This is a genomic window from Hwangdonia seohaensis (assembly GCF_031932625.1).
GTDB classification, from domain to species: Bacteria; Bacteroidota; Bacteroidia; order Flavobacteriales; family Flavobacteriaceae; genus Hwangdonia; species Hwangdonia seohaensis.
In genome coordinates, this window is sequence record NZ_JAVSCK010000001.1 from 387,839 (window position 1) to 407,791 (window position 19,953).

Annotated in this window: 19 protein-coding genes; 5 read left to right on the forward strand and 14 right to left on the reverse strand. The window is 37.3% G+C overall.

Translation table 11 applies throughout. The features are described 5' to 3' along the window. Window positions 1–292 precede the first annotated feature (292 nt). Entirely contained in the window at window positions 293–4,807 is a 4,515-nt protein-coding gene (gltB, locus tag RNZ47_RS01685) for a glutamate synthase large subunit (RefSeq protein ID WP_311935478.1), read from the forward strand. Window positions 4,808–4,811: 4 nt separating this feature from the next. Next, the gene (locus tag RNZ47_RS01690) at window positions 4,812–6,278 is read left to right on the forward strand and encodes a glutamate synthase subunit beta (RefSeq protein ID WP_311935480.1); all 1,467 of its coding nucleotides are present in this window, start codon (window positions 4,812–4,814) and stop codon (window positions 6,276–6,278) included. A gap of 184 nt (window positions 6,279–6,462) precedes the next feature. On the opposite strand, the gene fbp is transcribed toward RNZ47_RS01690, so the two are convergent. Continuing rightward, entirely contained in the window at window positions 6,463–7,470 is a 1,008-nt protein-coding gene (gene fbp, locus RNZ47_RS01695) for a class 1 fructose-bisphosphatase (protein WP_311935481.1), read from the reverse strand. A 120-nt stretch (window positions 7,471–7,590) separates the two neighbouring features. Here fbp and RNZ47_RS01700 point away from each other — a divergent pair, with 120 nt between their 5' ends. The 3 genes from RNZ47_RS01700 to RNZ47_RS01710 are packed head-to-tail and all read left to right on the forward strand — an operon-like array spanning window position 7,591 to window position 11,199. Further along, window positions 7,591–8,073, forward strand: coding sequence for a GNAT family N-acetyltransferase (locus RNZ47_RS01700; RefSeq protein ID WP_311935482.1), 483 nt, complete (start codon window positions 7,591–7,593; stop codon window positions 8,071–8,073). 23 nt (window positions 8,074–8,096) lie between these two features. Next, entirely contained in the window at window positions 8,097–9,347 is a 1,251-nt protein-coding gene (locus tag RNZ47_RS01705; RefSeq protein ID WP_311935484.1) for an aspartate kinase, read from the forward strand. A 22-nt stretch (window positions 9,348–9,369) separates the two neighbouring features. Further along, a complete protein-coding gene (locus tag RNZ47_RS01710; RefSeq protein ID WP_311935486.1) occupies window positions 9,370–11,199 on the forward strand; it encodes a lysophospholipid acyltransferase family protein in 1,830 nt (609 codons plus the stop codon). A gap of 131 nt (window positions 11,200–11,330) precedes the next feature. Here RNZ47_RS01710 and RNZ47_RS01715 read toward each other — a convergent pair whose 3' ends face one another. The 13 genes from RNZ47_RS01715 to RNZ47_RS01775 all read right to left on the reverse strand — a co-directional run bounded on the left by RNZ47_RS01715 (window position 11,331) and on the right by RNZ47_RS01775 (window position 19,924). Then, complete coding sequence (locus RNZ47_RS01715; protein WP_311935488.1) at window positions 11,331–11,852, reverse strand: DUF6428 family protein; 522 nt, start codon at window positions 11,850–11,852, stop codon at window positions 11,331–11,333. Between the two features lie 105 nt (window positions 11,853–11,957). After that, window positions 11,958–12,281 (reverse strand): ArsR/SmtB family transcription factor, encoded by a 324-nt coding sequence (locus RNZ47_RS01720; RefSeq protein ID WP_311937466.1) that lies wholly within the window; start codon window positions 12,279–12,281, stop codon window positions 11,958–11,960. Window positions 12,282–12,462: 181 nt separating this feature from the next. Beyond that, entirely contained in the window at window positions 12,463–12,924 is a 462-nt protein-coding gene (locus RNZ47_RS01725) for an NINE protein (RefSeq protein ID WP_311935490.1), read from the reverse strand. A 118-nt stretch (window positions 12,925–13,042) separates the two neighbouring features. Further along, entirely contained in the window at window positions 13,043–13,807 is a 765-nt protein-coding gene (locus RNZ47_RS01730; RefSeq protein WP_311935491.1) for a sulfite exporter TauE/SafE family protein, read from the reverse strand. Between the two features lie 157 nt (window positions 13,808–13,964). Continuing rightward, on the reverse strand, window positions 13,965–14,351 hold the full coding sequence (locus RNZ47_RS01735; protein WP_311935493.1) for a VOC family protein: 387 nt from the start codon (window positions 14,349–14,351) through the stop codon (window positions 13,965–13,967). Beyond that, window positions 14,348–14,812: a DUF1801 domain-containing protein gene (locus tag RNZ47_RS01740; RefSeq protein ID WP_311935495.1), complete on the reverse strand. Its 465-nt coding sequence runs from the start codon at window positions 14,810–14,812 to the stop codon at window positions 14,348–14,350. The genes RNZ47_RS01735 and RNZ47_RS01740 overlap by 4 nt, the downstream gene beginning before the upstream one ends. A 5-nt stretch (window positions 14,813–14,817) precedes the next feature. Next, window positions 14,818–15,279 carry a DUF4199 domain-containing protein gene (locus tag RNZ47_RS01745; protein WP_311935496.1) on the reverse strand — a complete coding sequence of 154 codons (462 nt, stop codon included), beginning with the start codon at window positions 15,277–15,279 and terminating at the stop codon, window positions 14,818–14,820. A gap of 163 nt (window positions 15,280–15,442) precedes the next feature. Then, window positions 15,443–15,814 carry a VOC family protein gene (locus RNZ47_RS01750; protein ID WP_311935498.1) on the reverse strand — a complete coding sequence of 124 codons (372 nt, stop codon included), beginning with the start codon at window positions 15,812–15,814 and terminating at the stop codon, window positions 15,443–15,445. Between the two features lie 77 nt (window positions 15,815–15,891). Then, window positions 15,892–16,302, reverse strand: a complete 411-nt coding sequence (locus tag RNZ47_RS01755; RefSeq protein WP_311935500.1) for a response regulator transcription factor — start codon at window positions 16,300–16,302, stop codon at window positions 15,892–15,894. Between the two features lie 22 nt (window positions 16,303–16,324). Next, complete coding sequence (locus RNZ47_RS01760; RefSeq protein WP_311935502.1) at window positions 16,325–17,038, reverse strand: 3'-5' exonuclease; 714 nt, start codon at window positions 17,036–17,038, stop codon at window positions 16,325–16,327. Continuing rightward, the gene (locus tag RNZ47_RS01765) at window positions 17,028–18,185 is read right to left on the reverse strand and encodes a serine hydrolase domain-containing protein (RefSeq protein ID WP_311935504.1); all 1,158 of its coding nucleotides are present in this window, start codon (window positions 18,183–18,185) and stop codon (window positions 17,028–17,030) included. The genes RNZ47_RS01760 and RNZ47_RS01765 overlap by 11 nt, the downstream gene beginning before the upstream one ends. Before the next feature lie 53 nt (window positions 18,186–18,238). Continuing rightward, entirely contained in the window at window positions 18,239–18,721 is a 483-nt protein-coding gene (locus RNZ47_RS01770; RefSeq protein WP_311935506.1) for a methylated-DNA--[protein]-cysteine S-methyltransferase, read from the reverse strand. A gap of 84 nt (window positions 18,722–18,805) precedes the next feature. Beyond that, entirely contained in the window at window positions 18,806–19,924 is a 1,119-nt protein-coding gene (locus RNZ47_RS01775) for a CNNM domain-containing protein (RefSeq protein WP_311935508.1), read from the reverse strand. Window positions 19,925–19,953: the final 29 nt, after the last annotated feature.

Genomic DNA, 19,953 nt, shown 5'->3' on the forward strand with positions numbered 1-19,953 from the left:
TTTTGAGTATTTTTAATTTCAATTTTGAATTATTATTAGCCTTTCTCTTTTTTAATTGATTTTAATTTTAAACAAATGACGATTCATTAACATTAATTCATGCTTTTGCATTTAAAACTAGTTTTTATGAATTGAGTATTTATTAAAATATTTTTGTTTAATTGATATATAATTAGTTTTGCGTTGACTAAATTTTCAAAATCGGAATAATGATTCAACCCTTGTTATTATTCAAACTCTAGTGCATATCTTAGCTTTTCAACACCTATTTTTAACTTAAAATTTGTTGATTATGCTGAAGAAACAAGGACTTTATTTGCCTGAATTTGAACACGAAAATTGTGGTGCAGGTTTTATATGTAATCTAAAGGGAGAAAAAACCAATCAAATTATACACGATGCCTTAGAAATTCTGGTAAAACTAGAACACAGAGGTGGCGTAAGTGCCGATGGAAAAACAGGCGATGGCGCAGGACTTTTAATCGATATTCCGCATGCCTATTTTAAAAGGGTTTGCGATTTTAAAATTCCGGTACAAGGAAAATATGCCGTGGGCATGGTGTTTTTGCCAAAAAACGTAAATCAATATAAATTTTGTAAAGACACTTTCGAAAAAGAAATTATGGGCCAAGGCCTATCGGTTTTGGGCTGGAGACAAGTGCCTGTTGATTCTTCACAATTGGGCGAGATTGCTTTAGCGTCCGAACCTAATATAGAGCAGATATTTATCGAAAAAACCAACGATGTTTCTGAAGATGTATTCAAGGCAAAATTATATGCGGCCCGCAAAATAACCGAGCATATTATAGCCAATTCCAAAATGTCTGAAAGCTCGTATTTTTATGTGTCAAGTTTATCAACAACCACATTGATTTACAAGGGTATTATTATGCCCGAAGACATTGGTCCATATTATAAAGACTTACAAGAAACCGATTTGGTTACCCGATTGGCATTGGTGCACCAGCGTTTTTCTACCAACACAATGCCTACCTGGGAACTCGCACAACCGTTTAGGTTTATGTGCCAAAACGGAGAAATAAACACTCTTCGTGGCAATGTTAGCAGAATGCGTGTTCGCGAAGAAATTATGAAAAGTGAGGTTTTCGGTCCTCAAATTGATAAACTGTTCCCCATTATTTTACCCGGAAAATCAGATTCCGCTTCCATGGATATGGTAGTTGAATTGTTAACCCACACCGGACGCTCGTTGCCAGAAGTCATGATGATGATGATTCCGGAAGCTTGGGAAAAACACAAAACCATGTCGCCAGAACGCAAAGCTTTTTACGAATACAATGCTTGTATTATGGAGCCTTGGGATGGGCCCGCATCGGTACCTTTTACAGACGGCAATTATATTGGCGCCTTATTGGACAGAAACGGATTGAGACCTTCGCGATACACGGTTACCAAAAGTGGCAAACTGATTATGTCGTCTGAAATTGGGGTGGTCGATATTGCTCCCGAAGATGTTGAAAGCCACGGTCGTTTAGAACCAGGAAAAATGTTTCTGGTTGATATGAACGAAGGACGTATTATTAATGACGAAGAAATTAAAAGTAAAATTGTTTCGGAAAGACCCTATCAAGAATGGTTGGACAAAACCCGTTTGCATTTAAAGGATATTCCCTATAACAACGAAACCTGCCCGATTGAAACCATCGATTTAAAAACCCGCCAGCGTTTATTCAATTATACGTTCGAGGATATTCAGGAAGTTATCACCCCAATGGCAGTAAACGCCAAAGAGGCTTTAGGCTCCATGGGCATCGATACGCCTTTGGCTGTTTTATCGGACAGACCACAACTTATTTCAAATTACTTCAAACAATTATTCGCCCAAGTTACCAATCCGCCCTTGGATGGTATTCGCGAAGAAATCGTAACCGATATCAGTTTAAATTTGGGCAAAGACCGTAATATTTTCAGTATTTCGGAAAGACAATGTAGAAAATTAAAAATTCAGAACCCTGTAATTTCCAATGCCGATTTAGAAAAGATAAGATGCATCTCCGTTGAAAGTTTTAAAGCTGAAACCATTGAAATGCTCTATCCAAAAGCACAGGGACTAAACGGACTTGAAGATGCTTTAGACGATATTATCGTTCAAATTGAAAAAGCACTCGACAGAAAAACAAACATCATCATTTTGTCAGACAGAGGCGTTAATAAAGAGTTGGCACCTATTCCGGCTTTATTGGCGTGTTCGTATGTTAACCATCAAATGAATCGCTTGCGCAAGCGTTCGTATTTCGATATTATTATCGAATCTGCCGAACCTCGCGAGCCGCATCATTTCGCAACCTTGTTCGGTTATGGCGCCAGTGCCGTAAACCCTTATATGGTAAACGAAATCATTAGAATGCAAGTAAAAGAAGGCTTCATAACGGGAATGGACGAGCAAAAAGCGGTCGATAACTTTAATAAAGCCATCGGAAAAGGCATCCTAAAAATAATGAACAAAATAGGAATCTCTACCTTACATTCGTACCGAGGTTCTCAAATATTCGAAATTGTTGGGTTTAACTCCCATTTCGTTGAAAAATACTTCCCATATACCGCGTCAAGAATTGAAGGTATTGGATTATACGAAATTGAAAAAGAAATTAACGAGCGTTACAAATACGCTTATCCAGATAAATTAATAGACAAACGATTAGGCTTAAACATTGGTGGCGATTACAGATGGCGACGCAATGGCGAACGCCACATGTTTAACCCAACAACCGTTGCAAAATTGCAACAAGCCGTTAGGCTGAGCGACCAAGCCAGCTACGATGTGTATGCCAAAGCCGTTAACGAACAGTCTGAAAATTTAATGACCATTCGTGGGTTATTTGAATTTGACAACTTAGACCCGATTCCTTTAGATGAAGTCGAGCCTTGGACGGAAATCGTAAAACGCTTCAAAACAGGGGCGATGTCGTATGGCTCTATTTCGCGTGAAGCGCACGAAAATTTAGCTATTGCGATGAACCGTATTGGTGGAAAATCCAATTCCGGTGAAGGTGGCGAAGACAGAAACCGTTTTCAACCCGATGTAAATGGAGACAGCCGAAACTCGGCAATCAAGCAAGTAGCGTCTGGCCGATTTGGAGTGACTTCGCATTATTTAACCAACGCCAAAGAGATTCAAATTAAAATGGCGCAGGGTGCAAAACCGGGCGAAGGCGGACAATTACCGGGCGAAAAAGTATTGCCATGGATTGCCGCGGCACGTAACTCAACCCCTTTTGTGGGCTTGATTTCGCCGCCACCGCATCACGATATTTATTCCATTGAAGATTTGGCGCAACTCATTTACGATTTAAAAAACGCCAATCGCGAAGCCAGAATCAACGTAAAACTCGTTTCAGAAGTTGGTGTTGGCACTATTGCAGCGGGTGTTGCAAAGGCCAAAGCCGATGTGGTTTTAATCGCTGGTTATGATGGTGGCACGGGCGCATCGCCTTTAACCTCTTTAAAACACGCCGGACTTCCATGGGAATTAGGTTTAGCCGAAGTACAACAAACTTTGGTTTTAAACAAACTAAGAAGTAGAATTGTTGTGGAATGCGACGGCCAGTTAAAAACAGGACGCGATGTAGCCATTGCAACATTATTGGGTGCCGAAGAATTTGGTTTTGCCACAGCTCCATTGGTGGCTTCGGGTTGTATCATGATGCGTAAATGCCACTTAAACACCTGTCCGGTTGGTATCGCTACCCAAGATAAAGAACTACGTAAAAACTTTAAAGGCACACCAGAGCACGTTATTAATTTCTTCTATTATATCGCTGAGGAATTACGAGGCATTATGGCGCAATTAGGGTTTAGAACCATGGACGAAATGATTGGTCAAACCCATAAAATAAACGCCAATAAAGCCATAAAACACTATAAAGCTAAAGGCTTGGATTTATCTTCAATATTGTACAGGCCAGCAGTTTACAGAGAAATGGAAGTTCGGAATACTGAAAAACAAGACCATGGTATTGATAACGTTATGGATTTTCAAATTTTGAAAGATTCGCACCGTGCCTTATACCGTAAAGAAAAAATGACTTTAGCTTATCCAATCAATAACATAAACCGAACGGTTGGCGCTATTGTAAGTAACGAAATATCTAAAAAATACGGGCATTTAGGATTACCGGAAGATACTTTAAACATCAATTTTACAGGGTCAGCGGGTCAAAGTTTTGGTGCCTTTGGAGCCAACGGATTGACGTTTACATTGGATGGCAACACGAATGATTATTTAGGAAAGGGACTATCTGGAGCTAAATTAATTGTGAAGAAACCAGCGAAAGCAACCTTTATCGCGGAAAACAACATTATTGTTGGGAACGTTTGTTTGTTCGGTGCCGTAGAAGGTGAAGCCTATATTAACGGGATTGCAGGCGAGCGTTTTGCCGTGCGTAACTCGGGCGCAACCGCCGTAGTTGAAGGCGTTGGCGACCATTGCTGTGAATATATGACCGGTGGAAAGGTAGTTGTTTTAGGTAAAACGGGACGGAATTTCGCCGCAGGTATGAGTGGCGGCATTGCCTATGTTTACGATCCTAAAAACAAATTCACTAACGGATTGTGTAATACCGAAACCATTGAGTTTGAGGATATTTTAGAAGAGCATGCCAAGGATTTAAAAGAACTTATTGAAAAACACGTTTTATATACAGACAGTAAACTTGGTAAAAGATTATTAAACGATTGGGATGCCAGCTTAAAACATTTTGTTCGGGTAATGCCAATCGAATATAAGAAAGCTTTAGAGCGTTTGGAAAAAGGAGAAGTACTAGTTGAAGCATTAGAAACAGCATAATACGATGGGAAAAATAACAGGTTTTAAAGAATTTGAAAGACAAGACGAAACATACACACCTGTAAAGGATCGTGTAAAACATTACAAGGAATTTACAATTCCGCTTTCAGAAGAGGAACAAAAAAAACAAGGTTCGCGCTGTATGGATTGTGGCATTCCATTTTGCCATAGTGGTTGCCCATTAGGGAATTTAATCCCAGATTTTAACCACATGGTGCATCAAGGCGAATGGCAAAAAGCCTCGTGGATACTACATTCCACAAATAACTTTCCTGAATTTACAGGACGCTTATGTCCTGCACCATGCGAGCAAGCTTGCGTTTTGGGTATAATTGAAGACCCTATTTCTATAGAAAATATCGAAAAAAATATTGTTGAGCGTGCCTTTAAAGAAGGCTGGATTAAACCTCAGCCGCCAAAAGTTAGAACCGGAAAAACCATTGCCATTGTTGGCTCGGGGCCAGCTGGTTTAGCTGCGGCACAACAACTAAATAGAGCAGGACACGTCGTAACCGTTTTTGAACGTGATGATGAAATTGGAGGCTTATTGCGCTACGGAATTCCTAATTTTAAAATGGAAAAGGAAATTATCGATAGACGATTGGCCATTTTAAAAGCCGAAGGCATCATTTTTAAAACCAACGTCAATGTTGGCGTAAACTATGATGTGGAAAAACTCAAAGCATTTGATGCTGTGGTTTTATGTGGTGGCGCAACCGAAAGACGCAGTTTACCAACTCCCGGTATTGATGCCGATGGCGTGGTGCAAGCCATGGATTTTTTAACCCAGCAAACCAAAGTGTTATTTGGTAAAAAAGTAGAAAATCAAGTATTGGCAACCGATAAAAACGTAATAGTAATTGGTGGTGGCGATACAGGTTCGGATTGCGTTGGTACGTCGAACCGTCACGGAGCAAAATCGGTCGTGAATTTTGAGATTATGCCAAAACCTCCGGGGCATCGTTCGCCAACTACTCCGTGGCCATATTGGCCTTTGCAGTTAAAAACATCGTCTTCTCATCAAGAAGGTGTTGAGCGTAACTGGTTAATTAACACCAAAGAATTTATAACGGATAAAAACGGAAAACTCACGGCTTTAAAAACCATAAATGTCGAATGGGAAATGATTCCTGGGGAACGCCCAAAACTTATAGAAATTAAAGGTACCGAAAAGATATGGCCTTGCGATTTGGCCCTTTTAGCTTTAGGGTTTACAGGACCCGAAAGCACTTTGGCCGATAAACTTGGTATTGAAAAAGATGCTCGTTCAAACTATAAAGCATCATACGAGAAATATCAAACCAATATTCCGAATATATTTGCCGCTGGCGATATGCGTCGTGGACAATCATTAATTGTTTGGGCCATTTCTGAAGGCAGGGAAGCAGCACGACAAGTTGATATTTATTTGATGGGCAAATCGGATTTAGCCACTAAAAATGCCGATGGCGATTTAGTTGGTGTGCATTAATAAATCTATATATATGCTATAAAAGCGGCTGTCTAAAAAGTCCTTTGAATTTAATTTGTCAGGTTGAGCTTGTCGAAACCGATCTTGATAGTCAATAAGTTAAAATATTTCGACAAAGCCTGTGCTGAGCGCAGTCGAAGTACTCAATATGACATAGAATTAGACTTTTTAGACAACCTCTTTTTTATTGTGAATTTCTCATAAATTCCTCACATTTTTCAACCATATTTTTACTGCCGCAAACAAAGGGCACGCGTTGGTGCAATTCGGTGGGCTCAACATCCAATGTTCTTATAAAACCATCACTCGATTTTCCGTTGGCCTGTTCAGCCAAAAACGCCATAGGGTTACATTCATAAAGCAATCGTAGTTTCCCATTGGGGTTTTTAGAGCTTTGCGGATATAAATAAATGCCGCCTTTAATCATATTTCTATGAAAATCGGACACCAAAGAACCAATATAACGCGAGGTGTACGGTCTGTCGCCTTCTTCTTGTTGGCAATACTTGATATAGTTTTTTATGCCCTGCGGAAAATGAATATAGTTCCCTTCATTTACCGAATAAATATTCCCGTCTTCAGGAAATTGCATGTTGGGATGCGACAAATAAAAAGAACCAATGGCAGGGTTTAAGGTAAACCCGTTTACGCCATCTCCTGTGGTGTAAACTAGCATGGTTGATGTCCCATAAACCACATACCCCGCAGCTACTTGCTGGCTTCCTTTTTGTAAAAAATCGGCTAAAGTAACCGGAGTTCCCACCGGAGTTACGCGTCTGTAAATTGAAAAAATAGTACCCACCGAAACATTAACGTCGATATTTGAAGAGCCATCTAACGGGTCGATTAAAACCACATATTTGTTTTGGTTGTTTTCATCTTGACTGTTAATCGAAATAAAATCGTCTTCTTCTTCACTGGCAATACCGCAAACAATGTTTCTTTTGGTTAGGGTTTGTATAAATTTTTCGTTCGCGTAAACATCTAATTTTTGCTGATCCTCACCTTGTATATTCGTATCGCCAACGGCACCAATAATATCAACTAAACCAGCTTTATTAACTTCGTGATTTACTACCTTTGCCGCCAATCGTATGGAATTAATAAGTCGGGATAACTCGCCCGAACTATACTTAAACGATGTTTGATTTTCAATAATAAACTCTCCTAAAGTTTGGTTTTTTCTAGTCATGAAAACGATTTTTTGTTTGTGCAAATATCAATTAATTTTTAACCAACTACAACGTTTTCGTAAAAGATTAATGGGTTTATATATTTAACTTTAAACTATATTTGAATTTATTTTAACACTATGACTTACAAAATAAGAAACGCTACAGCGCACGATATGCCACAAGTGCTGCGTTTAATAAAAGAATTGGCGCTTTTTGAAAAAGAAGCTGATGCTGTTGAAGTAACTGTTGAAGAATTACAAAAAGACGGCTATGGAGAAAACCCGCAATTTCACTGTTTTGTTGCCGAAGTCAATAACCGTATTGAAGGCATCGCATTAGTGTATAATCGCTATTCGACATGGAAAGGAAAAGCCATTCATTTGGAAGATTTAATTGTTAACGAGAAAATGAGAGGCTCTGGTTTGGGCACCGCACTTTTAGATGAAGTGATAAAATACGCTTATAAATTGGGTGTAAAACGCGTTAATTGGGAAGTGCTGGATTGGAACGAACCTGCCATTGCATTTTATAAGAAAAAGGGCGCCGACGTTAAGCGCAATTGGTGTGTGGTGCATTTAAACGAACAAGCTATAAAAGATTATATTTCGAAGTTAGGATAAACCGTTATTAAGGGACTCAAAACATGCAAGTATTCAAATTTGGTGGCGCATCGGTTAAAGATGCCAATGGTGTTAAAAACTTAGCGGCGGTGTTGCAAAAAACAGGTTATAAAAACACCTTGATTGTGGTTTCGGCCATGGGCAAAACCACCAATGTCATGGAGTTGGTTTTAAAAAATTATTTTAATAATAAAGCCCAGTTACAAAGCTCAATTCAAGAGATTAAAAAGTTTCACAATCAAATTTTATTAGATTTATTTGAAGATGAAAACCATCCTGTTTTTAAAAAAATAAGCTTGTTTTTCGATGAGCTAAACAGCTTTTTAAAAACCAATAAATCACCAGATTACAACTTTGTTTACGACCAAACCGTTGGTTTTGGCGAGCTTATTTCAACTACAATCATCAGCGAATATTTAAACATTATTGGTATAAAAAACAATTGGATAGATGTTCGGAATCAAATAAAAACCGATAATTATTACAGGCGTGCCCATGTTAATTGGGACGACACCCAACACTTAATTACCGCGCAATTCAACAAAAACGTTTTAAATATTACACAGGGTTTTTTAGGAAGCGATGCCAATAATTTTACAACCACACTTGGTAGAGAAGGCAGCGATTATACCGCAGCCATTTACGCGTACTGCCTAAATGCTGAAAGTGTAACCATTTGGAAAGATGTTCCGGGTGTTTTAAACGCCGATCCACGGTATTTTGAAAACGCACAATTACTTAATAAAATATCGTATCGCGAAGCTATTGAATTGGCTTTTTACGGGGCTTCGGTTATTCATCCAAAAACATTACAGCCTTTACAAAGAAAGGAGATTCCGCTTTACGTAAAATCCTTTTTTAATCCGGAACAAGATGGTACCATGGTTGGCAAAGACACCACTTTAGAGCCTATGATTCCTTGTTTTATCGTTAAAAAAAACCAAGTGCTTATTTCCCTATCGTCTTTAGATTTTTCGTACATTGTTGAAGATAATATCAGTGATATTTTCAAACTTTTGCACCAATATAAAATGAAGGTAGATGTGATTCAAAATTCGGCCATCAGCTTTTCGGTTTGCGTGGATAATATTTATAACAATCTCGAAGAATTGTTACATCATTTAAAAGCAAAATTTAAAGTCACCTGCAACAAAAACGTATCGCTTTACACCATTCGGCATTATACCGATGGTGCTATTAAGCAAATTGAAACCGGTAAAACCGTGTTATTAAAACAATTAACACAAGAAACCATTCAAGTAGTAACTAAATAGTTTATTTAGTACATTTACACTCATGACCAAACAACAAAATACAGGATTGGTAACCGCCAAAGAAGTAGCCAAAGCCATACAATTGGACAAGTATGGGTTTATTGGTACGTTTTTGGGTTGGGTTTTAATGAAACTGCTTAAAATATCTACACTCAACAAAATATACAATAGAAATAAGCATTTAAGCCATTTGGAATTTCTGAATGGGATTTTGGATGAATTTCAAATTAAGTTTGAAATACCCGAAGAAGACCTAAAACGCTTGCCAAAAGACGGTGCTTATATTACCGTATCCAATCATCCGCTTGGAGGCATTGATGGGATTTTACTTTTAAAATTAATGCTGGAACAACGCAGCGATTTCAAAATTATAGCCAATTTTCTGTTGCATCGCATCGAGCCGATGAAACCGTATATTATGCCTGTAAATCCTTTTGAAGACCGGAAAGACGCCAAATCCAGTATAGCCGGTTTTAAAAACGCAATTCGCCATTTAAAGGATGGGCATCCGCTTGGTATTTTCCCAGCCGGAGAGGTTTCAACCTATCGCGATGGCAAATTGGTGGTGGATAAACCCTGGGAGGAAGCTGCCATGAAACTGGCGCAAAAAGCCGAAGTGCCCATTGTTCCTATTTATTTTCATGCCAAGAACAGCAAGTTGTTTTACAAGCTTTCTAAAATTAGCGATACCTTTAGAACCGCAAAATTACCGTCGGAGCTTTTAACCCAAAAACGTCGGGTTATTAAAGTTCGAATTGGTAAAGCCATTTCGGTTAACGACCAAAAAGAACACACAACCCTTGATGAGTTTTCTGGATTTTTAAGACGAAAAACGTATATGCTATCCAATGCTTTTGAAGATAAATCTAAGATTTTAGATAATATTTCATCAACGCTAAAAGCCCCAAAAGTTCCTAAAAAAATAGTAACGCCAGTTGATTCGGAAACCATGATTTCTGAGGTTGAAGCCCTTAAAAACGAAGATTGCAGATTGCTAATAAGTAAGAATTACGAGGTGTATTTAGCGCCAGCCAAAAGTATCCCGAACATATTAAGGGAAATTGGTCGCCTACGGGAAATTACGTTCCGCGAGGTGGGCGAAGGCACCAACGAATCTATCGATTTGGATGGTTTTGATACCTATTACCACCACATGTTTTTATGGGATAACGAAAGCAATTTAATTGCCGGTGCTTATAGAATGGGATTGGGTTCGCAGATTTTTGAACGCTACGGGATAGATGGTTTTTACTTGCAGGATTTATTTCGGTTTGAGCCCGAGTTGTATAAAATGATGAGCCAATCCATTGAAATGGGGCGTGCTTTCATTATAAAGGAATATCAACAAAAACCCATGCCCTTGTTTTTACTTTGGAAAGGTATTGTGCACACCACATTGCGCTACCCCGAACACAAGTTTTTAATTGGTGGCGTTAGTATTAGTAATCAGTTTTCAAATTTCTCAAAATCGCTAATGATCGAGTTTATGAAATCGCATTATTACGACCCGTATATCGCGCAATATGTGCATCCAAAAAAAGAATTTAAGGTAAAACTGAAAGATGCCGATAAAGAGTTTGTTTTTGATGAAACCGAAGCCGATTTAAACAAATTCGATAAAATTATCGACGAGGTAGAACCCGGTGCATTGCGCCTCCCCGTACTGCTTAAAAAGTACATAAAACAAAATGCCCGATTGGTGGCTTTTAATGTGGATCCGCTGTTTAACAACGCTGTTGATGGCTTAATGTACATTAAAATTTCCGACTTACCCGAAAGCACCGTTCGCCCTGTGATGGAAGAATTTCAAGCGGAATTGGAGCGTAAGTTTATGGAGAATAATGGGGGTTAATCAAGTGATAATATTCCTTGCATGTTCCCACAAACTTTTCACAGCTACAAAAAATTTTGTTTTAAGCGCGTTGCTTTTTAATTCAGGTAGAACGAACAGTTTTCATTCGTAGGGTCGCAAACCGTTTAAACTTAACAACAATTACCACTTGGTGTGCAACAAGGTTCTTCGGTAGCTGAAACCGGCTCCTTTTCTTCAGAAACGGTTCTGTTGAGCTCAGTCGGAACACCGCAAGTACTTTTGGCTTTACAATCGGTTTTTTCGATGGCTAATTTAACTATTAAGTCGTTATTGCGTATTTCGAAATCGTTTACAAACAATTGTGCTGTATTAAACGTTGCATTGCTATATTCAAATTTTACCTCGGCTTCTAAAGCATAAGGTTTCATTTTACCAACTTTGTTAAGAATGGCCATGGCTTTGTAAACCGACATGTACTCTGTTTTACCAATTTCCTTCGGACTTTCCCATAGTTGTATAATGGTTTCTCTCCAAGCATCGGTTTGGGCACCGCAATCTACAGAGTCTATTGTAACATGTTTTACTTCGGTAATATGGTAGTTGGCGCCAACCCATTTATTTGGCGCGTATTCAAATAACAAAGATTTGTCTTTGTTCTGTTCTAAAATTTTAAATAATTCTTGTGTTTTCATAATTAAGTGATTTTTATTTTCATTCCCTCGAAGGAGGAAATCCATTCATTTTCTCTTTTTAATTTTGAAGATTCCTGACAGCGCAGGAATGACAACTAAAGTCCATCAGCAACAATTGGATTTTGTGGTGTTAAAAAATGTATTTAATTGATTTTGTAACTCGTTCCATCGGTCAACATTAATGCAATAGCACATGCTCTTCCCTTCTACTTCCCCGTTAAGCAAACCAATGCTTTTTAGTTCTTTTAAATGCTGAGAAATAGTAGCTTGTGCTAACCCGATTTCCTCAACCAAATCGTTGCAGATACATGCGTTCTGATTACTTATATATTGCAAAATTGCTATACGCGCAGGATGACCAAGCACTTTAAAGAACTGTGCTAAATCGTTTTGTTGTTCGGTAAATATCTGTGATTTTGTAATTCCCATTTCATTATCTATATATTGCAATATTACGATGTTAAATTTAATTAAAAAAGCCAAAATTGATTTTTTTTGGCTTTTTTGTTTCAATTAACTTATTAAAGATTTATTTATTAAGATTCCCGTTTTCAGGGGAATGACAATTTCAACGGAAACCTCGTTAAAAAAACGAGGAATTACTTTTCAATTAAAACCAAGGTTTTTTTCCTACTTGATAGGTGTTATAAAACTCTTCATCAGATTTTGTTAGATAAATGATACCTTCGATAAAACCTACAACACCGGGCACCCAAACAATTAAAAGCCCCACGCCAACACAGGATAAAAGAATACCTATTAATGTTGCTCCTAAAAGGATTCCACCTTCTTTATTATAACCCAAAATAAATTTATGAACTCCCAATCCGCCAAAAAGAATACCTAAAATTCCTGCCAATATTTTTTTGTTTTCTCCACCGGAAGCAAATGTTTCTTTGGCACTATCGGTAAACTCAGAGGCTGTTTCTTTAGCTTCTTCAGCAAGTTTTTTTGCTTTTTCTTTAGCATCTTCAGCAAATTCCCCTGCTTTATCGGCAGCTTTTTTTGCACCTTCTTTAGCATCGCCTAACATATCGTTTAGGTCGTCGCTTAAATTTTTTTCGTCGGACATTTTATTTAATAATTTTGGTTAGACCATAAAGTTAATAAATTTATGCATTATTAACTATTTCTTAAACTATTAGTATTTAAAATACGCTAATTGTTACAAATCACTTTTAAATAACAAATCATCTAAACAACATAATAACACCGCCAATTGCTGTAACAATTAAAATAAAGCGTCTGTATTTTATGTTTGAAATTAACTTGACAATATATGCGCCCAAGAAAAACCCTATAATAACTGCTGGGATTAACGCCGAATTTAAAACCAATGATTCTAAAGTTACGGTTTTCCAAATAAAAATATGAAAAGGAAGTTTGAAGATGTTTATAATGAAAAATAACCACGCCGCTGTACCAATAAATTCATTTTTAGGAAAGCGCATCGCTAAAAAATAAATGTTTGAAATTGGGCCTGCTAAATTACCAATCATGGTTGTAAAGCCAGCTAAAAAACCAGTTCCTGTTGAAAATAATTTATGGGTTGGCACTTTATTGGATTTTCTGCTTTCTGAGTAAAACATAATAATAACCGAGGCAATTATAATTATTGCCATGAGCCTTTTAAAAAGGACCTCGGAAATATCGTTACCAACCCAAACGCCCACTAAAACACCAACTATCATCCATGGGATAAGCTTTTTAATAATATGCCATTGGGCGTGCCTGTTGTAATAAACTACAGCGAAAACATCGGCACAGATTAACATGGGAAGCAAAATGCCCGTTGACGCTTTTTCGCCAAAAACAAAGGCGAGTATAACAACAATTACAATCCCAATCCCTTTAATTCCAGATTTAGATAAGCCCAACAAAAAAACTGCAAAACCAATGGCTATCCATTGCAATGCAGTTAAATGATATGATTGAAGTATTTCTAAATAAGTCAATATAGTCTAAATAATAAAAAGGCAAATTACGGGAATTTTTCAAATACGGATAAAGGTTTCCCGATTTCACTTCGACTTTGCTCAGTGACCACTCGGGAATGCACCCCAACACTTCGGGACAACGGAAATTTATTCGCTAAAAGTAACTTTTTAGCATTTACAAAAAAGCACTATCTACAGGTTCCCAAAGTTCTATTTTGTTGCCGTCGTTATCTAAAATCCAGCCAAATTTTCCGTATTCGTATTCTTCAACTTCGCCCACAATAGTAACGCCTTCCTCTTTTAAAACCTTTAAAAGTTCATGTAAATTTTCAACCCTGTAATTAAACATAAAGTCTTTTTTTGATGGCTCGTAATACTTGGTGTCTGCTGCAAAAGCACTCCATTGTGTTGTGCAATCATTTCCGTCTTTATCCTTCCACCAAAAGGTGCAGCCATAATCATCGGTATTAAAACCTAAGTGTTTTTTGTACCAATCCCTAGATGCTTTTGGGTCTTTGGTTTTAAAAAACAACCCGCCTATTCCTGTTACTCGTTTTTTCATTTTTTTCTGTTTTTTATCGCGTCTTCGTACAGTTGAATCCATTCGTCGGTACTCATTTTCGCGGTTAATTCCCCAATAAGTTCATATGGGATATCGTTCATTTTTTTTAATCTAATACAACTCTTGCCCATATCCAATTTATACTTACAGCGTTTGGCATATTCTTTTGTAAACCAATCATAAATGTCCTTTTTTGCATAAATAACCATGCTGTAAACGGCTATAAAGTTTTTTTGCGATGCTAAACTCATAAACGGCAAAGGCAAACTGGTATCGCAATGGTAACCTTCTGGATATACCGAATGTGGTATAACATAACCCAGCATACCATAGCTCATTTGTTCTTCCACGCCTTTGGGAAGGTTGCTTAAAATTTGCTGTCTTAATTTTTCAATAGCTTCTTTTCTTTCTTCTGGAAGTTCGTCTAAATACTGTTGTGGTGTGGTTGCTTTTGATTGCATAATTCTTAATTTTTACGTTGTAATATCAATCCTGAAATTAGGGAGATAATAAACCCAATCACGGTTACCAATGCCAGCATAAACAATGCTCCCATGACGCTTGTTATTTCGATAACCTCATCGCCTCTTCCTTGGTCGATTAGCATTTGCGCGTAATCCTCAAAAAAATTGGGATTTAAAAATTTGGTGTAAATAAAATCGGCAAGCCCAATGCCTATTCCCACTAAAACTGAAATCAGCAAGCCAACGGTTATCGCTTTTCCTAACGAAATAACACCCTGATTTACATGATCTCTGTAGTGTTTTATCGCAAAATAAATGAATGACAATGAAATGAATATTGAAATATAACCTAATATTTCTAAGGTGTCAAAGCTTAAATGTTTTGCGAATGTTAAATGCGATAAAAAAATGACAAACCCCGTTATGCCGCCAAAAAGCCCGTATTTAATTATTGTCGTTTTCATCTGTTTAAAATTTTTAACTTACTGTTATTAAGTTGTTTAAAAATTTAAGAACTGATGTAACCACTCGCTACACTCGTTCTCTCATGAATTTGTTTTAATCATAACACTGTGTGTATTTTTTGATTAAAAAAATTCATGTTCATTTCATTTTTTGATGTAAGGGTTAAACATGCTGATCGATAAGAATGGTGTTGCCATCGGGATCGAACAGCACAATACTTGCGGGACCTTGGGTGTTTTCGTCGGCCTCTCTTTCCAGTTCAATGGATTTGCTTTTTAGGTGTTTTTGAATCTCGCGAACATCGGTAAACCCCTCCAATTTGTTTGCACTCTCGTCCCAACCAGGATTAAAAGTTAAAATGTTGTTTTCAAACATGCCTTGAAAAAGACCAATTAAAGCATTGCCGTTTTTCATGATTAAATAATTCATTTCAATGTCGCCGGCAAAAACAGAAAACCCCAATGCTTCATAAAATGATTTAGATTTATTAATGTCTTTCACATTTAAGCTTGCAGAAAATGCTCCTAATTCCATAAATTTTATTTTAATATTAATATCGCCCTAAAAGTAGTTTAACCCTCTTTTTTAGAATTCATACTAAAGTACGAATTTTAAATAATCTGTAATTTTTTTGCGATTTGCATTGCTTGGATGCGTCGTTTTGCATTTAATTTTACCAGCAAATTTGAGACGTGCGTTTTTATGGTGCTTTCTGAAAGGTATAATTTATCGGCAATTTCTTTATTGGATAAGCCTAAGGAAATATGTTGTAAAACTTCGTATTCGCGATTGGTGATTCCCAATGCTTCAATTTTTTTATGGTTGATTTCTTCTGATGGTGTGTTTTGTTTCTGAAGGCTTTTTTTGTTTATGTAAATTCCAACAAAAAAGAAAACAATGGCGATACCGGCTACTACTATTTCTGTTTTTAAATCTCCTGAAACCATGGCGTATTTACCAATTTGAAACACTAACAACAATGCCAAAATTAGAAGTGCAAATATGACAATGGTTTTTTTCATCTACAACCTTTGAAAATCCTATTTAAACATGAATAATTTCATCATCAGTCAAAAGCGCATCGCCGCGTAACCTTAAAAATATTTGGGCCACGGCAATGGTATCTTTTTCGCAATAAATAATAATGCGGTCTATGTCGTTTTCTTCATAATACACCCGATAGACTTCGCTTCCATCAATATCATCTTTTGGCGAAGGGATGCCCAAAACATTGGTCAGTAATTTTAAAGAGGTATAGGTTTTGTAATCGCCAAATTTCCAGAGCTCCAGTGTATCTAAATGCGGCACTTCCCATGGTTTTTTGCCGAACAGATTTAGTTTGTACGGCAACTCGATGTTGTGGATTATCATGCGTCGCGCGATGTACGGAAAGTCGAATTCCTTACCATTGTGCGCACAAAGCAAGTGTTTGGTTTCGCTAAAATGAGAAATTAAAAGGTTTTTAAAATCTTTAAGAATTTTAATTTCATCACCGTAAAAAGACGTGACTCTAAATGTTCTGCTATCGCCTTGATGTGTAAAATAGCCCACCGAAATACAAACTATTTTACCAAACTCTGCCCAAATGCCGGCACGCTCGTAAAATTCTTCCGCGGTAAAATCGTCTTTGCGTTGGTACTGCGATTTTTGTTCCCAAAGGGCTTGTTTGGTGTCGTCTAAATCAGAAAAATGCTGTAGCTCTGGAACAGTTTCAATGTCCAGAAATAAAATGTTTTCTAAGTTTAGTTTAGAGATCATAACCCAACATGTTATAAGCTTCTTCAATATAAGTAAAAATATCGCCTGTAAATTGCCCGACCTTGTTGTTGTTTCCTTTGGAATGTCCAAGTCTGACGATGATGATATTGTCATTAGGCTCAACAATTACGTATTGCCCAAGGTGCCCACGCATCATAAAAAAGTTTTTGCTCCCTATGGTTTTTAACCAAATGCCATATCCATACATCGGGTAATTTTTAAATCGGGGTTTAATAGACTTTGCCACAAAAGCAGAATCCAACAATTGTTTACCGTTCCATTTCCCGTGGTCTTTATACAGTTTTCCAAAACGTGCAAAATCCTTGGCATTACTAGCAATACAACAATAGGCCTTAACTAAATCGTGCGCTTCACTATCCACTTGCCAAAGGGTTGGGTTTTCGCTTCCCAAAGGTTTCCAAAAACTTTCGGTTAAGTAATCGTACAGTTTTTTACCTGTAGCTTTTTCAATAACCATAGCCAGCATTTGGGTGTCGCCACTTGAATATTTAAAAGCTTTTCCGGGTTCTTCAACCACTTTTAAACCGAGCATGACTTTTTCTAAGTCATCATCAAAATAGGCCCTTGTTGTAATGGACAAAGGCGAATAATAATGCTCGTCCCAATTTGTACCGGAGGCCATGGAAGATAAATCGCCAACCGTCATTTTAGCGGCTTTTCCTTCGCAAAATTCTGGCAAGAAATCGCAAACGGGTTGGTCTAAGCTTTTAATATAACCCTCTTGAATGGCCTTTCCCATAAGTCCAGACACATAACTTTTAGCCATGGAAAATGAGTTGGTTTTAGAGTTTTCATTAAAACCATCGTAATAATTTTCAAACCAAATACTATCGTTTTTTATAATCACATAAGCAATGGTGCCATTGGCTTTGTTGATTTGTTTTAAACCTTCGGACTCTTGAACGGTATTGTAATTTTTATGGTTTGGCCAGGGTTGCGGTGTGCCGTTTTCAACCACTTGGTTGTCGAATTTTTTGTAATCTTCTAAATATGCCGTAGAATGTCCAGTAAGGTAAATGGTTCTAACCGCTTTAAGCAAATAATCGGTATCGGTGGCATAAAGTACAATTATCAATAAACCAAACAGGATGGCTATCCATTTTAAGAATTTTTTCAGGAATTTCATTTTAAGAATTTTAGTTGAAATAAATATAGGAAAAATTTTATGTTTTAAGTAAACTAAAATAACGATTGTTGCTTATACGGACTTTCGTGTTCCAACAGCCATTTTTTTCGATGTAAACCGCCAGCATAACCGGTTAAACTACCGTCGCTACCAATAACACGATGACACGGAACAATAATCCAGAGTGGGTTTCTGCCGTTGGCATTGGCAACGGCGCGAATGGCTTTTACATCGCCCAATTGTTTTGACAATTCTAAATATGAAAGGGTTTTACCGTAAGGAATTTGCTCTAATGCTTTCCAAACTTTCCGTTGAAAATCGGTGCCTTTTGGGTTGAGGTTTAAATCGAATTGCTTTCGAGACCCTTCAAAATATTCATTAAGCTGAATAACGCAATCTTCTAATTCAACAGGAATAATATCGGTGATTTTTTCTTCTGAATCTTTATTATTTAGAACCGTAACCGAAGTAATACCATCATGGTCACCAACTATTTTAGTGTATCCTAAAGGCGATTTGATGATGCAACTTTTCATCTGATTATTTTTATTTTATAATTGTCAGATGCCACATTCATTTTAAATATATTTTCAATTCGTGTTTTAAGAACGTATGTTTCATTAACTCCCGGAATTCATATCGTCTAAAATACCTAGTTTTTTGGCTCGGGCTTCCCAATTTTTTCTGGCTTGTACTTGTAAATCGGATACGTTATCGCTTTCGTCCATAATTTCCAGACCCAATAAGGTTTCAATAACATCTTCCATGGTTACCAATCCGCTTACGGTACCGTATTCATCAACTACCAAAGCCATGTGGTTTCGGGTTTCCACAAGCTCTTCAAACAGGGTTGGAATAGCCATGTTTCGGGTAACAACAATGATACTTCTTTTAAGTTCGTAAAGCTTTTTATGGCCATTTCCAAGCGCCATTTCCTTAAACACATCGTCCTTTAATACCAAACCTTTAATATTGTCTTCGGTATCAATAAATATGGGAACCCGTGAAAAACGAAGGTTTAAATTCTGATTGAAAAAATCTTCAACCGTGGTGTTTCCGTTTTCGGTTTTCATTACCGTTCGCGGCGTCATCACATCCTTGGCCTTAATTTCTTTAAAGGTCAACAGGTTTTTAATGACTTTGCTTTCCGATTCATGAAAAACGCCTTCTTCGTGTGCCATATCGGTCATAACTATAAACCCTTCCCGACTTAAAATGCTACCGTGGCCTTTGCCTCCTATTAATTTTGTGGTGAGTTGGAGCAACCAAAGTAGGCCCGTATATTTTAAAGGAAATATTAAAACCCTTAAGGCTTTGGTGGTAAAATTAACTAATGATTTCCAATAGGTTGCACCAATGGTTTTTGGTATTATTTCTGAAGCCACTAATATTAAAATCGTCATGATTGTAGAAACTATGCCAACCATTAAATCTTCGGTAAATGTAAAGCCAAAAATGGATTTTGTTTCCGAACCGTATATTTCGGCATAAGCTGCTTTTGCTTGCACCCCAACCAAAATTGCACCTACGGTGTGCGCAATGGTATTTAGGGTAAGAATGGCAATTAACGGTCTGTCTACATCTTTTTTTAAGGCCTCTAAAGCAAAGGCGTAATCTTTACCCTCTTGCTTTTTTACATTAATAAATGTTGGCGTAACGCTTAATAGAACAGCCTCTAAAATGGAGCATAAAAACGAAAAAAACACCGAAATAAAAGCGTAAAACAGAAGTAATCCCATAAGATAAATTAAAGGTCTAAAGTACTAAT

Bases quoted from the DNA above. Each gene is read 5' to 3' on its own strand.
- gltB (WP_311935478.1), top strand. From the start codon at position 293: ATGCTGAAGAAACAAGGACTTTATTTGCCTGAATTTGAACACGAAAAT.
- RNZ47_RS01690 (WP_311935480.1), top strand. From the start codon at position 4,812: ATGGGAAAAATAACAGGTTTTAAAGAATTTGAAAGACAAGACGAAACA.
- fbp (WP_311935481.1), bottom strand. From the start codon at position 7,470: ATGACTAGAAAAAACCAAACTTTAGGAGAGTTTATTATTGAAAATCAA.
- RNZ47_RS01700 (WP_311935482.1), top strand. From the start codon at position 7,591: ATGACTTACAAAATAAGAAACGCTACAGCGCACGATATGCCACAAGTG.
- RNZ47_RS01705 (WP_311935484.1), top strand. From the start codon at position 8,097: ATGCAAGTATTCAAATTTGGTGGCGCATCGGTTAAAGATGCCAATGGT.
- RNZ47_RS01710 (WP_311935486.1), top strand. From the start codon at position 9,370: ATGACCAAACAACAAAATACAGGATTGGTAACCGCCAAAGAAGTAGCC.
- RNZ47_RS01715 (WP_311935488.1), bottom strand. From the start codon at position 11,852: ATGAAAACACAAGAATTATTTAAAATTTTAGAACAGAACAAAGACAAA.
- RNZ47_RS01720 (WP_311937466.1), bottom strand. From the start codon at position 12,281: ATGGGAATTACAAAATCACAGATATTTACCGAACAACAAAACGATTTA.
- RNZ47_RS01725 (WP_311935490.1), bottom strand. From the start codon at position 12,924: ATGTCCGACGAAAAAAATTTAAGCGACGACCTAAACGATATGTTAGGC.
- RNZ47_RS01735 (WP_311935493.1), bottom strand. From the start codon at position 14,351: ATGAAAAAACGAGTAACAGGAATAGGCGGGTTGTTTTTTAAAACCAAA.
- RNZ47_RS01740 (WP_311935495.1), bottom strand. From the start codon at position 14,812: ATGCAATCAAAAGCAACCACACCACAACAGTATTTAGACGAACTTCCA.
- RNZ47_RS01745 (WP_311935496.1), bottom strand. From the start codon at position 15,279: ATGAAAACGACAATAATTAAATACGGGCTTTTTGGCGGCATAACGGGG.
- RNZ47_RS01750 (WP_311935498.1), bottom strand. From the start codon at position 15,814: ATGGAATTAGGAGCATTTTCTGCAAGCTTAAATGTGAAAGACATTAAT.
- RNZ47_RS01755 (WP_311935500.1), bottom strand. From the start codon at position 16,302: ATGAAAAAAACCATTGTCATATTTGCACTTCTAATTTTGGCATTGTTG.
- RNZ47_RS01760 (WP_311935502.1), bottom strand. From the start codon at position 17,038: ATGATCTCTAAACTAAACTTAGAAAACATTTTATTTCTGGACATTGAA.
- RNZ47_RS01765 (WP_311935504.1), bottom strand. From the start codon at position 18,185: ATGAAATTCCTGAAAAAATTCTTAAAATGGATAGCCATCCTGTTTGGT.
- RNZ47_RS01770 (WP_311935506.1), bottom strand. From the start codon at position 18,721: ATGAAAAGTTGCATCATCAAATCGCCTTTAGGATACACTAAAATAGTT.
- RNZ47_RS01775 (WP_311935508.1), bottom strand. From the start codon at position 19,924: ATGGGATTACTTCTGTTTTACGCTTTTATTTCGGTGTTTTTTTCGTTT.